General features: G+C 62.1%; 13 protein-coding genes. 3 read left to right on the forward strand and 10 right to left on the reverse strand.

Annotated elements, in window-relative coordinates; genetic code table 11:
- Positions 1–31: 31 nt before the first annotated feature.
- The 6 genes from ACIPW4_RS00260 to ACIPW4_RS00285 are packed head-to-tail and all read right to left on the reverse strand — an operon-like array spanning position 32 to position 6,123.
- Positions 32–2,185 carry a M48 family metallopeptidase gene (locus ACIPW4_RS00260; RefSeq protein WP_400653866.1) on the reverse strand — a complete coding sequence of 718 codons (2,154 nt, stop codon included), beginning with the start codon at positions 2,183–2,185 and terminating at the stop codon, positions 32–34.
- 54 nt (positions 2,186–2,239) lie between these two features.
- Positions 2,240–2,872 (reverse strand): SCO family protein, encoded by a 633-nt coding sequence (locus ACIPW4_RS00265; RefSeq protein WP_400653867.1) that lies wholly within the window; start codon positions 2,870–2,872, stop codon positions 2,240–2,242.
- Positions 2,869–3,762, reverse strand: a complete 894-nt coding sequence (cyoE, locus tag ACIPW4_RS00270; RefSeq protein ID WP_400653868.1) for a heme o synthase — start codon at positions 3,760–3,762, stop codon at positions 2,869–2,871. Before cyoE ends, ACIPW4_RS00265 begins: the two co-directional genes overlap by 4 nt.
- On the reverse strand, positions 3,747–4,826 hold the full coding sequence (locus tag ACIPW4_RS00275) for a heme A synthase (protein ID WP_400653870.1): 1,080 nt from the start codon (positions 4,824–4,826) through the stop codon (positions 3,747–3,749). The genes cyoE and ACIPW4_RS00275 overlap by 16 nt, the downstream gene beginning before the upstream one ends.
- A 9-nt stretch (positions 4,827–4,835) precedes the next feature.
- Entirely contained in the window at positions 4,836–5,417 is a 582-nt protein-coding gene (locus tag ACIPW4_RS00280; RefSeq protein ID WP_400653872.1) for a hypothetical protein, read from the reverse strand.
- Positions 5,386–6,123, reverse strand: a complete 738-nt coding sequence (locus ACIPW4_RS00285; protein ID WP_400653874.1) for an SURF1 family protein — start codon at positions 6,121–6,123, stop codon at positions 5,386–5,388. The genes ACIPW4_RS00280 and ACIPW4_RS00285 overlap by 32 nt, the downstream gene beginning before the upstream one ends.
- Positions 6,124–6,186: 63 nt before the next feature.
- Here ACIPW4_RS00285 and ACIPW4_RS00290 point away from each other — a divergent pair, with 63 nt between their 5' ends.
- Positions 6,187–6,390 (forward strand): twin transmembrane helix small protein, encoded by a 204-nt coding sequence (locus ACIPW4_RS00290; RefSeq protein ID WP_400653876.1) that lies wholly within the window; start codon positions 6,187–6,189, stop codon positions 6,388–6,390.
- Between the two features lie 149 nt (positions 6,391–6,539).
- Here ACIPW4_RS00290 and ACIPW4_RS00295 read toward each other — a convergent pair whose 3' ends face one another.
- From ACIPW4_RS00295 to coxB, 4 genes are read right to left on the reverse strand one after another with little or no spacing between them, the layout of a single operon-like run.
- Positions 6,540–7,427 (reverse strand): cytochrome c oxidase subunit 3, encoded by an 888-nt coding sequence (locus ACIPW4_RS00295; protein WP_400653877.1) that lies wholly within the window; start codon positions 7,425–7,427, stop codon positions 6,540–6,542.
- 16 nt (positions 7,428–7,443) lie between these two features.
- A complete protein-coding gene (locus ACIPW4_RS00300; protein WP_400653878.1) occupies positions 7,444–8,010 on the reverse strand; it encodes a cytochrome c oxidase assembly protein in 567 nt (188 codons plus the stop codon).
- 10 nt (positions 8,011–8,020) lie between these two features.
- Entirely contained in the window at positions 8,021–9,610 is a 1,590-nt protein-coding gene (gene ctaD, locus ACIPW4_RS00305) for a cytochrome c oxidase subunit I (protein ID WP_012269909.1), read from the reverse strand.
- Between the two features lie 43 nt (positions 9,611–9,653).
- A complete protein-coding gene (gene coxB / locus ACIPW4_RS00310) occupies positions 9,654–10,781 on the reverse strand; it encodes a cytochrome c oxidase subunit II (protein WP_400653880.1) in 1,128 nt (375 codons plus the stop codon).
- A gap of 368 nt (positions 10,782–11,149) precedes the next feature.
- Between coxB and ACIPW4_RS00315 the strand changes: the two genes are divergently transcribed.
- The gene (locus ACIPW4_RS00315) at positions 11,150–11,794 is read left to right on the forward strand and encodes a hypothetical protein (protein ID WP_400653882.1); all 645 of its coding nucleotides are present in this window, start codon (positions 11,150–11,152) and stop codon (positions 11,792–11,794) included.
- Positions 11,795–11,902: 108 nt separating this feature from the next.
- Entirely contained in the window at positions 11,903–12,985 is a 1,083-nt protein-coding gene (locus ACIPW4_RS00320; protein WP_400653884.1) for a hypothetical protein, read from the forward strand.
- The last annotated feature ends 1 nt before the right edge of the window (position 12,986 follow it).

The following is a 12,986-nucleotide window of genomic DNA, read 5'->3' on the forward strand; positions in this document are numbered from 1 at the left end:
GCGGCGTCGCACCGCCGCGAAGCTTTTGGGGTCAATGGGGCGTTGATTCGAACGCCTGCAGCGCCCGCCGCGCTACCCCTGCTTCCAGGTAACGCTCGATCAGCTCCGCCAGCTCCCCGGCCTTCAGGCCCTTCCCACCCACGCTCCAGCGGCCAAGCGACAAGCTTACCCATCGGTTTTTGGCATCGAGCCTGGCATCCGGCTCCCAGAAGCGTCGCTTGTGGAAAACCGGTAGTGGTGCGTCGTCTGCCAGCTTGAGCACCACCGAAAGCTGCGGCGTGACTTTGATCCGATACTCATCGAACTGATGCAGCGCGATCGGCTCAGGGGTATTGGCGAACTGTATGGAGTGAGGTGTGAGGACCATCGCCGGCGTAGCCGCGCGCCGGACCATGCGCCAGCCCAGCACACCCACCCACAGGCCCACAGCCGCGAGGGCGAGTGCCGAGTAATTCAGGAACGAGACCAGCCCCGGCTTGGCGCCTTCAACCTGCAGCCCGAAGCGCACCCACAGCGCTGTACCCAGGCATGCAATACCCACGGCCACCAGCAACCGGCCGCGCCACTGCGCGCCTTCGTGAAGCACACAATCACCTGTGACCGCCTCGGCACGGGTTCTCAGGTATTCCTGCAACTCGGTGCGCTGCGCTTGCAGCCGGCTGCCGATCGCCGCGCTCAGCTTGCGCGACAAAGCCTGCAGATCAGGTACCTGCTCGGCAAGGCAGGCCAGCGCTTGTGCGGGTACGACGGGGCGCAAGGCCTCACTTGCCAGCGCGTCGTCGACAGACAGGCCCAGCGCCTGAATGCGCTGGCGAGTGGGGGGATGGCTGTCGGTAGGGTGACCCACCACGTCGGCCAGTTCGTCATCGGGTAGGCATATGTTCTGCGTGGCCAGGTATTCGAGCGTGGCCACGAGCATGTCTTCGGGCCATGCTTCGGGCTGCATGCACATCTCGGTCTGGTGGTGGTCAATCAACCCTTCCAGCGCGCCGATGCGCACCAATGAACCCACCACGGCCTGGGGGCCAGCTACCCGCGCACCGGCAGCATCGGCCAGCAATTCGCGCTTACGGCTCCAGTGGCTGACGGCAAAGTCGAAACGCTGCATGAAATGCATCGCCAAAGCATACGCAGGTAGTGTCAGCAGGCCCTGTAGCACACCTGCCTCCATATGCTCCCCGACAACCGCGATACTGCGCCCTGCGCCCAGGTAGATGGGCATGAAGCGCATGCTGTACTCGGTGTCCTCACCCGAGAAATGCGCCAATTCGTGGGTAATCACCGCATCGCTTTCACTGCGACTCAGCACGGCCATAAGCGGCAATGGCAGGTACAACGTGCGCCCTTGCAGCTTACGTTCGCCGGGGTGCAGCAACACGTCGCTCGACGTCACGTAGAAACCGTCGAGAAAGCCGACCACGATGTGGTCCGGCGCCAATGCCTCCAGCCGCTTGGCCAGCCCCTGCACGCGAGCCCACAACGCCGGCGCCTGCTGCGGGGTAAGTTCGGCCCCGTAGATATCATGGGGGTCGGCCTTGAACAGCTGCAGCATGACCTTCAACTGGCCGGGCAAGCGGTACAGCGGCCAGAGCATCGCCAGCATCAACATGCCCACCAGCATCTGCAATTTTATGACGCCAGCCGAGGTTGACTTCAAGGCGAACAGCCACAGCGCTTCGTAGCCGATCTCGAGCACGGCTGTCAGCGTCAGCAGCAGGATGCAAGCGACCAGCACCACCGGCAACACTTGGCTGACGGTGAGAAAGAGCTGCACCAGGCGGTCCCTGGATGCCAATGCAGCCTTGCCGGCCCAGTGAAAAGCCAGCAGCGATGCTACCCCCAGCAGGGTCAGCAGGATCGAAAAGCGCAGTGAAAAATGCGGCAGCCAGCTACCGATCTTGGCAAAGCCCAGTTCGCGTTCAACGTAATCGAGCCGATTGTAGGCCAGACTGTGAGCAACGTAGGGCTCGTAGGCCTTGCCGTTGAACTCGACGCGGCGGCTGTCGTTGATCGACTCCATGTACGCCATATCGGCGATGAATCGCTGGAGCTGTGCTGCATCTTCCAGCAGCAGGGTACGGTGGGCGTCGGCACGCTGGCCTTGCCAGGCCGCCACCGCAATCAACAGCAATGGCAGCAAGACCAGGCGCCAGGCCAAAATGCGCTTGTCACGCGATGAGCTCATGTCAGGCACTCCATGCCATGTGAACGGGCGGTTATCCTAACCGACCCGCGGATTTCAGTCCCGCTTGACCAGCCCGGGCAGCTGCGCCACCAGCTTCTGGTTGTTGAATGGCGCACGAATGAACCCACGCTGACGCCCATCCGGCCCGACGACCGCCAGGTTGCCGCTGTGATCCACGGTATAGCCCGGCTTGCTGGTATCGGCCGGAATGAACGGAATACTCAAGGCGTTGGCCAGCTTCTGGGTATCTTCGATCGACCCCGCCACCCCGACGAAATCCTTGTCGAAATAGCCCAGGTACTGCTTCAGCTGGTTCGGCGTATCACGGTTCGGGTCAACACTCACCAGCACCACCTGCAGCCGGTCCACGGCCTCCTTGGGCAGCTCGCTCTTCACCTGGCGCAACTGGGCCAGGGTGGTCGGGCAGATGTCCGGGCAGTAGGTGTAGCCGAAGAACAGCAGCGACCACTTGCCCTTCAGGTCGTCCAGTTGCACGGGCTGGCCATCCTGGTTGGTCATGGTCACGTCGGCGACGTTGCGACTCTGTGGCAAGAGAATGATGCCGGCGTCGATCAGCTCGGTCGGGTTGGGCTGGCCACGGTCACTGAGCACCTTGTTGACGGTCAGGCCCAGGATCAGCGCGACCAGGGCGACGAGGATGAAGACGGTTTTCTGGGTTCGGGTCATAGATTCAGCAACAGGTAATGGTCAACGAGCAACGCGGTGAACAGCGCGAACAAGTAGCCGATAGAGTACTTGAAGGTGCCGATCGCCGCGTGCGGCCGGCTGCCACGGTACAACACCCAGGCCCATTGCAGGAAGCGCAGGCCCAGTACCAGGGCGCAGGCCAGGTACAACGGGCCGCTCATGTGGATGGCAAATGGCAGCAGGCTCACTGCCAGCAGTATCAGGCTGTACAGCAAGATATGCAGCTTGGTGTAACGCTCGCCATGGGTGACCGGCAGCATCGGGATATCGGCCTTGGCATATTCTTCCTTGCGGTGGATGGCCAAGGCCCAGAAGTGCGGTGGCGTCCAGGCGAAGATGATGAGCACCAGCAGCAGCGGTTCGGCACTGATATGGCCGCTCACGGCCACCCAGCCCAGCAGTGGAGGTGCGGCGCCGGCCAGGCCGCCAATTACGATGTTCTGCGGCGTCGCGCGTTTGAGAAAACCGGTGTAGAGCACCGCATAACCGAGCAGTGAGGCCAGGGTCAGCCAGGCGGTGAGGGCGTTGGTGAACACCAGCAGCAGGGCCATGCCCAGCAGCGCCAGGGCCAGGGCGAACAGCAACGCCGGCAACGGCTCGACCCGGCCCTGGGCCAACGGGCGTTTGTGGGTCCTTGCCATCAGCGCGTCGATACGCCGGTCCACCACGTGGTTGACCACTGCCGCGCTGCCCGCGCACAGCGCGATACCCAGGTTGCCGAACAGCAGCACGCTCCAGCTGACCCCGGCGCGGGTCGCCAGGAACATCCCCACCAGCGAAGTGATCAGCATCAACACCACCACCTTGGGCTTGGTCAGCTCCAGGTAATCGCGCCAGCCTGCACGCCATGCGCTCAGAAGCGTCGCCACGAATCGTTCCTCATGTGATGGGTGATGCTTGCCCCGGCCACGGGCCGCAGGCGCCAGCCATGGCCAACCCTGACACGGACCTTGTCGACCACGCGGATGCGGTAGTTCACCAGCACCATGCTCAGCAGCAACAGCGCGCCGCCGGCGTTGTGCGCCACAGCCACGGCCAATGGCAGGTGGAACAGCACGTTGCTGATGCCCAGGCCGATCTGCATTGCCAGCGCCAGCAGCACCAGCCGCGACAGCGCCGTGAGGCCACAGCGGTGCAGCTTCCAGCTGAGCATCAGCAGCACGCAGGTCACCAGCAGCGCGCCCAGGCGATGGCTGATGTGGATAGCCGTGCGCGCATCACTGTCCAGTTGCCCGCCCAGGTAGTTGGGGCCGACGTGCTGGGTGAGGTGGAAGCCGTTGCTGAAATCTGCCGCCGGCCACCATTGGCCATGGCAGGTAGGCAGGTCGATGCAGGCGACCGCCGCGTAGTTGGCGCTGACCCAACCACCCAGGGCAATCTGGCCGATCACCACCAGCAAGGCCAAGGCGGCGATCCGTCGAAGGCTGAGCGGTAGTTTCGGCAAGGGCGCAAAGGCCCGGGATAGACGCAGCGATAGCAGGAACAACAGGCTCAAGGTGGTGAACCCGCCCAGCAGGTGTGCGGTGACCACTTGCGGCCACAGCTTGAGAGTGACCGTCCACATGCCAAAGGCCGCCTGCGCCAGCACCACACCCAGCAATAACAAGGGCAGGCGATAGGGCTGGCCGTCACGGTCATGCCGGCGCACCGCCTGCAAGGCAAGCAGGGCGATCACCAGGGCGAGGGTGCCGGCGAAGTAGCGGTGGACCATCTCGGCCCAGCCCTTGGCCTCTTCTACCGGGTGGTCAGGGAAATGCAGCTCGGCATGGGCCAGTTGTGCTTCGCTCTTTGGCACGCTGATGAAACCGTAGCAGCCTGGCCAGTCGGGGCAGCCGAGCCCGGCGTGGGTCAGGCGGGTGTAGGCGCCGAGCAGGACGACCAGCAGTGCCAGCAGGGTGGCGAACACAGCGATACGGAATCCGGGTCTGGCCATGGCAGGCTCCTAGCCGATGTTGGACAGCTTGAGCAGGTGACGCAGGTCGTCGAGCACATGCTTGCCGTTGACCTTGGCGTCATAGCGCAGCACCAGGTTGCCGTGCGGGTCGACGATCCACAGCTGCGGGCCGGCTTCACCGACCTTCTGCATATAGCGCTGGGCATCCAGTGGGTAGCGTTGCAGCTGCGGATACTCACGTCCCAGCAGCGCCTCATAGTCGCTGGCCAACGGCTGGGCGGTGGCCAAAGCGTGGCTGGCCCGGCTGGCGTCACGGCCCAGGCCGACCTGGATCTGCCGCACCAGGTACACCAGGCGCTGGCATTCCTCGGCGCAGGTCTGGGGCGCGCTTACCAGCAGTTGCCAGCGTTCGTCCACGCCAGCAATGCCGATGTCCGCACGGCTTTCGCCGTTGCCAATCATCGCGCCGTGGTAGCTGCGGCCCTCCGGCACCCAGAACTGGAGCTTGTACATGCAGGTGGCCAGGATCATCGGCCCAAGCACCACCAGCAGGATCAGTATCAGCTGCAAACGCCCGCGGGCTGTGGGTTTGCCACGTTCAGGCACGCTCAGTGGAGTGGCGGTGGCCATGCTGTTTCTCCTTGTTGTTGTGCCAGCCGAAATAGAGGTAAAGCAGCACCAACGCGGTGGCCAGGGCGAACCACTGCACGGCGTAACCGAGGTGTTTTTCCGGGCCCATGGCGACTATCGGCCAGTCCAGCCGATAAGCAGCTGGGCCGGGCTCCAGGCGTACCTCATGGGCAAAGCCTTCACGATCGAGCTGCTGCCATACGTGCGCAGCGTCGACCGCGGTCAGCAGGTGCGGCCACTGCTTCCCGTCGGGGTCGGGGTGCAGTTGGAAGGTGCTGCCCGGGGCCACATACACCGACGCGTTCAGTGCCAGGGCCTGGTCAGGCGTATCGAAATGCACCGGCACACGGCGGTCCGGCCACGCCAGCCAGCCACGGTTGACCAGCAACCAGAGCCCGCTGGCCTGGTCATGGAAGGGTTGCAACAGCTCTACACCGGCTTGGCCGTCACGCATGCGGTTGTCCAGCAGCACGCTGTGCCCGGCGTCAAAGCGACCGTAGAGGTGTACCCGGCGGTAGGCGGAGTCCTGCGTCTGCAGCAACTGGGTGGTGGCCAGCGGGGCATCGACCTCACGCTGGGCATAGGTCTCCAGCAATACGCGCTTTTCTTCGGCCCGGCCGAGTTGCCAGCAGCCAAGCGCAATCAGCCCCGGCAGCAGCGCAAGCACCACCAGGGTCGGTATCCAGCCTGGGCGAAACCGCTTCATCGCAGCCTCGCCGGGCCAATCGCTATACTTATCCACATCACCGCATCCCCCCGGAGTATCGCCATGCTCAAGGCCGCGATTGTCCTGATGCTGTTGGCCACGGTTGCCAGCCTGTTCAGTGGCCTGGTGTTTCTGGTCAAGGACGATGAAAACTCGACCCGCCTGCTCAAAGCCCTGACCGTGCGAGTCACCCTGGCGGTGTTGACCGTTGGCCTGGTCGCCTGGGGCTTCATCAGTGGTCAGCTGGTCTCCCACGCCCCCTTCTGAACCTATCGCCGTCATTTGTAGGAGCGGCCTTGTGTCGTGAAGGGGCTGCGAAGCAGCCGCAGCAATTCATGCGTCTGTTCTGAGAACCTGGGGCTGCTTCGCAGCCCTTTCGCGACACAAGGCCGCTCCTACAAGTGTTGCATCGCCTGTCACAGCACGTAGACGAAGATGAACAGCCCCACCCACACCACGTCGACGAAGTGCCAGTACCAGCTGGCCGCCTCGAAGCCAAAGTGTTTTTCCGGGTTGAAGTGCCCGCGCAGGATGCGCACGAACATCACGATCAGGATGATCGTGCCCAAGGTCACGTGCGCGCCGTGGAAACCGGTGAGCATGAAGAAGGTCGCACCGTAGATACCCGAGCCCAGTGTCAGCCCCAGCTTGGTGTAGGCCTCGTGATACTCGAAGGCTTGCAGCGCAATAAAACTGATACCCAAGACTATGGTCAGCGCCATCCAGAATTTCAGCGGCCCACGATGGTCGCGGCGCAAGGCGTGGTGAGCGATGGTGATGGTCACGCTGGAGCTGACCAGCAGGATGGTATTGATCAGCGGCAGGTGCCACGGGTCGATCACTTCCTTGGGCGGCGGGAACAGTTTCGGGTCCGGCGTGTGCAGCAATGGCCAGGTGAATTCGAAGGTCGGCCAGAGCATGTGCGCAACGCCTTTGGCACCTTCCCCTCCCAGCCACGGGCCTGCCAGTACGCGCACGTAAAACAGTGCGCCAAAGAAAGCCAGGAAGAACATGACTTCCGAGAAGATGAACCAGCTCATGCCCCAGCGGAAGGAGCGGTCCATTTGCGGGCTGTATAAACCCGCGTGGCTCTCCTTGACCACCGCGCCGAACCAGCCGAACAACATGTAGGCCAGAAACAGCGCACCGACGAAGAAGATCAACGGCCCGTGCGAATCCGGGTGGCCGGCCTTCATGTCGTTGAACCATGTCCCCAGCCCGAACACCGTGATGAACATGCCGATAGTGGCGATGATCGGCCACTTGCTCTGCGCCGGAACGTAGTAGTGCTCATGACTTGCCATTGCTGTTCTCCTTCCCTCAACGGGCGCCCTGGGCGTCCTGTACCGCGGCATGGGCAACCGGCGGGTGACGCGCAGTGATGTCGAACAAGGTGTAGGCCAGTGTCAGGTGCTTCACGCTGGCCGGCAGGTCACGGTCGACGATGAAGCGCACCGGCATCTCGATGCGTTCGCCGGGCTGCAGCACCTGCTGGGTAAAGCAGAAGCACTCGGTCTTGTGGAAATACGCCGCGGCCTCGGCCGGGGTGATGCTGGGTATCGCCTGCGCACTCATCGGCCGGTCGGTGGGGTTGTGCGCGATGAAGATCATCTGGTTAACCGCGCCAGGGTTGACCTCGAGCTGGTCGGCGGTGGAGTAGAAATCCCAGACCATGTCGCTGGCGTTGGTCGACATGAACTGCACCCGCACCGAGCGGGTCGGGTCGCTGACCTGGCTGCCTTCGTACTGCCCGCCCGTTTTGCCATTGATGCCGAACGCCTTGCACATCACGTCGTAGATCGGCACCAGGGCAAAACCGAACGCGAACATCACCACAGTCAGCATCAGCAGACGCATGACCAGGCGTTTGAGCGGCAGGCCTTTCATGGCAGCGCTCCTATTTCACTTCCGGTGGCGTCTGGAAGGTGTGGTAGGGCGCTGGCGAGGGGATCGACCATTCCAGGCCCTCGGCCCCATCCCAAGGCTTGGCCGGAGCCGGCGCGCCGCCACGGATGCACTTGATGACGATGAACAGGAAGAAGATCTGCGTGGCGCCGAACATGAAGGCGCCAATTGACGACACCATGTTGAAATCGGCGAACTGCAAGTTGTAATCGGGTATCCGCCGCGGCATGCCGGCCAGCCCCACGAAATGCATCGGGAAGAAGGCCATGTTCATGCCGATGAACGACAGCCAGAAGTGCAGCTTGCCCAGGGTTTCGTCATACATGTGGCCAGTCCATTTCGGCAGCCAGTAATAGGCCGAGGCAAAGATGCCGAAGATTGCCCCCGGCACCAGCACGTAATGGAAGTGCGCTACCACGAAGTAGGTGTCGTGGTACTGGAAGTCCGCCGGGGCAATGGCCAGCATCAGGCCGGAGAACCCACCAATGGTGAACAGGATGACGAAGGCGATTGCGAACAGCATCGGCGTCTCGAAGGTCAGCGAGCCTTCCCACATCGTGCTGACCCAGTTGAACACCTTCACCCCGGTGGGCACGGCGATGAGCATGGTGGCGTACATGAAGAACAACTCGCCGACCACCGGGATGCCGACCACGAACATGTGGTGGGCCCAGACGATGAACGACAGAAAAGCGATCGCACCGGTGGCGTACACCATCGAGGTGTAACCGAACAGCGGCTTGCGCGAGAACGCCGGGATGATCGAACTGACCGCGCCAAAGGCCGGCAGGATCATGATGTACACCTCAGGGTGCCCGAAGAACCAGAACACATGCTGGAACAGCACCGGGTCACCGCCACCGGCGGCGCTGAAGAAACTGGTGCCGAAGTGGATGTCCATCAGCATCATGGTCACCACGCCAGCCAGCACCGGCATCACCGCAATCAGCAGGAACGCGGTGATCAGCCAGGTCCAGACGAACAGGGGCATCTTCATCAGGGTCATGCCCGGAGCGCGCAGGTTGAGGATGGTGGCGATCACGTTGATCGCACCCATGATCGAGCTGATACCCATCAGGTGGATGGCGAAAATGAAGAAGGTGACACTGGCCGGCGCGTAGGTGGTCGACAGTGGGGCATAGAAGGTCCAGCCGAAGTTCGGCCCGCCACCCGGGCTGAACAAGGTCGAGACCAGAAGCAGGAAGGCCGCCGGCAACAGCCAGAAGCTGAAGTTGTTCATACGCGGCAGGGCCATGTCGGGCGCGCCGATCATCAACGGGATCATCCAGTTGGCCAGCCCGACGAAGGCCGGCATCACCGCGCCGAACACCATGATCAGGCCGTGCATGGTGGTCATCTGGTTGAAGAACGCCGGCTCGACGATCTGCAGCCCGGGTTGGAACAGCTCGGCACGGATGACCATGGCGAACGAGCCGCCGAGCAGGAACATCATGAAGGCGAACCACAGGTACATCGTGCCGATGTCCTTGTGGTTGGTGGTCAGCACCCAGCGCATCAGGCCCTTGGCCGGGCCGTGGGCATGTTCATGGCCGTGGGCGTGGTCGTCGATCACTGCACTCATGTCCTGTCTCCTGCAATCCGCTGATTGCCGCGAGTAACCCGGTTCACTTGGCTTCTGCCTGCTTGAGCGCCAGCACATCCTTCGGCGTGACCATGTCGCCCTTGTTGTTGCCCCAGGCGTTGCGCTCGTAGGTGACCACGGCGGCGATGTCGACTTCCGAGAGCTGCTTGCCGAACGCGGCCATTGCGGTGCCGGGCTTGCCATGGAAGACGATGCTCAAGTGGCCGTCCTTCGGCCCGGTGGCGATCTTCGAGCCCTTGAGCGCCGGGAACATCGGTGGCAGGCCCTGGCCTTCGGCCTGGTGGCAGGCCACGCAAGTAGTGTGGTAGACCTTGTCACCACGCTCGACCAGCTCTTCGAGTGTCCACTCCTTGCTGGTCAGCTCCTTGAGCTTGGCCGCCTCCGCCTTGCGCTCGCCGAGCCAGGTGTCGTAGTCGGCTTTGGACTTGACCTCGACCACCACCGGCATGAACCCGTGGTCCTTGCCGCACAGTTCGGTGCACTGGCCGCGGTAGATGCCGGGTTTCTCGATACGGGTCCAGGCTTCGTTGACGAAGCCGGGGATGGCGTCGCGCTTGACCGCGAAGGCCGGCACCCACCACGAGTGGATGACGTCGGCAGCGGTCACCAGAAAGCGCACCTTGGCGCCCACCGGCAACACCAGCGGCTGGTCCACTTCGAGCAGGTAGTGCTCGTCTTTGGGCGCAGTATTGTGGATCTGCTCGGTGGGGGTGGCCAGGTTACTGAAGAACTCCACATCCTGGCCCAGGTACTTGTAGTGCCATTTCCACTGGTAGCCGGTGACCTGGATATCGATGTCCGATTCGCTGGCGTCGTAGATGTCGATCAGGGTCTTGGTGGCTGGAATGGCCATGGCCACGAGAATCAGGAAGGGGACGATGGTCCAGAGGATTTCCACCCAGGTGTGCTCGTGGAAATGCGCAGGCTGCTGGCCGGTGGAGCGACGGTGGATGACCATCGACCAGAACATCGCACCAAATACCACGATGCCGATGACCACGCAGATCCAGAAGATGGTCATGTGCAGGTCGAAAACGGCGTTGGAGACTTCCGTCGCCCCTGGGTGCATGTTCACGGTCCAGGCAGCGTTGGCCTGACCAAAAACCGACCACAACAGCAGGCCCATCCAGACATGTGGATGTCGCATCATTGCGGGTTCCCCTTCTCGTTCTTGTAGTCCCGGAGGCGTGGCCTGCGGCAAGAGGGAACGGCGGTCAAGACTGCCTGGCTTCGACGACCGAGCCCCTGCAAAAGCAGTCGGGCCTCATCAACGAATCACGTTCAACGGGAGTATAGACAGCGACCAACGGCCCGCAATGGCACCAGTGAAATGAACTTCACGAAAAGATGAAATGCCTGCAAAAGCCCGTGCTTGATAGGTTATGGCAAAATACTGGCATTGCGATATGCCTAACTGCGCACACGTTTGCGGGATTTATAACAAATGCGTCTTAGGTATTCTGTATACCGAGCTAATTTAGTGTCTTCCGTTTGAAACGTCTTGTCCCTGGAGTTGTCATGAACATCGCTGCTGTACGCGAGCAGATTAGCCAAGCCCACGATCACGAAGGCCGCACCGGCCAACTGAAAGAGCGTCTCGAGCTGCAACTGCCCCACCTGCACCCCTCGATCCAACTGCCTGAGCAGGACGCCCAGGGTACTTTGGCGCGCTTCGTCAGCGCTTACATCGATCAAGTTCCGGAGCTGCTGGAAGCCGCTCATGAGGTGGCCCGCGAAGCCGGTATCGAATCGCAGATCAAACCTGTACTGAAAATTGCCGAGGCCTATTTCCTGCAGCCACCGAGCGTGATGCAGGGGCATGTGGGCCTCGACTGCCTGCTGGATGAGGCTTACCTGGCGCACCGTCTGGTGGAAGAGGTCAACGACCTGTACATCCGCCACTTCCAGCAACCGCTTATCCCGGTCGACACCACAGTGGCCAACCTGATCGCCCACAATTTGATCGGCGAGACCTTCGCCAATCAGCTGGATGAAGTAGTGCGCCATTCGGTGGATGAAATGCTGGACGACGAAAGCTTTGCCGCAGAGTCGGTGGAGGCTTATCGCGATACCCTCAGCAGCCCGCAGACCGGCGAGGCATGGAAGCGCTGGCCCTGCCTGTCGCGCCAATTGAACGTAGAGTTAGGCCAGGACAGCGCCTGACCTGGTGCCCTCGGCAAGGGAAAGCGCTCCCGCTGCTGCCCCCCTGCTTCGATCATTACTGTCATCCGGCCGCCCCATGGCGGCCTTTTCCATTCAGAGATGACGACTATGACGATCAGAAGAAACCGGATCTACACCGATCTGCTGCGGGGCACCTATCGCACGATATGGGGCAACTGGGGCCTTACCCCCTCCATCAAGCCGGGCGCGGTCGGCATCATCGATTCCGACTCCGGCGACTTCAAGCTTGTCGCCGATTGCCTGCCCGGTGTCGAGATCAGCAAGAACCAGCAAAGCCGCAAGTGGGACTTCAAATCCACTGGCGTGACATGCAGGAGCATCAACGCCAACGTCGAAGGGGTGATCTTCGACCCCAACACCGGTGCCGAGGCCAAACCCGATGTCGCCCTCGAATGGACCTTCGACAAGGAAAATTCGATTACCTCGGAGTTCGCGATCGCCGGTGAGCACCACATTAGCAACCTTGCCGTGCTGGACGACCAGTACGACTGGCTGCTCACCCAGGCGCGCAAATTGAACATGGCCACCAGCGCCGGTATCTCCGAAGGTTTCGGCGTGGTGACTTCGGTCATCTACGCCAGCAGTGGCCTGAATGCTGTGGCGAAGAAGAGCAACGCCCGCTTCACCGTTTCAGGCAGCGCAAGCGGCCTCAACCGTCTGCTTGGTGAAGAAGGGATCAGCGGCAAAGGCAAGGCAAGCTACGTGTTCAGCAGCAACTCCAGCGAAGTGGAGACGCATACCCTGCCGGCAAAAAGTGGCGAAGTGGCAACCGAACCGCTGCCCGTCGCCTATACCTTTGCCTCGTTCGCAGGCAGCAGGGTGCTGATTCCGAGCTGGGTGGGCAAGATAGGCACGCTGAACCTGCTGGTCGACAGCAAGGCAACCTCCCTCACCACCTATACCACCAAGGTCACACTTGCCTATAAAACCCCCTCCGGCCCGGTCGAGGATTGCAGAACGGTGATCGGTGGGAGTTCTGCCAGCTTTGGTGACATCCCCCTGACTGCCACCGAGATGGTGCTGACGGCGGAGTTCATCAACATCGGCTCCAATACCCGCAAGACGATCAAGTGGAACACCCCCGCCAGCGAGTGGCTGGGCGGCACCCGTACCGTGAACCTGACCGGTACCTGGCCGGGTGCGCCAGAGATGACCGAGGTCAAGCGCTGAG

The sequence above is a fragment of the Pseudomonas sp. NPDC089996 genome (genome assembly GCF_044748405.1).
GTDB lineage: Bacteria > Pseudomonadota > Gammaproteobacteria > Pseudomonadales > Pseudomonadaceae > Aquipseudomonas.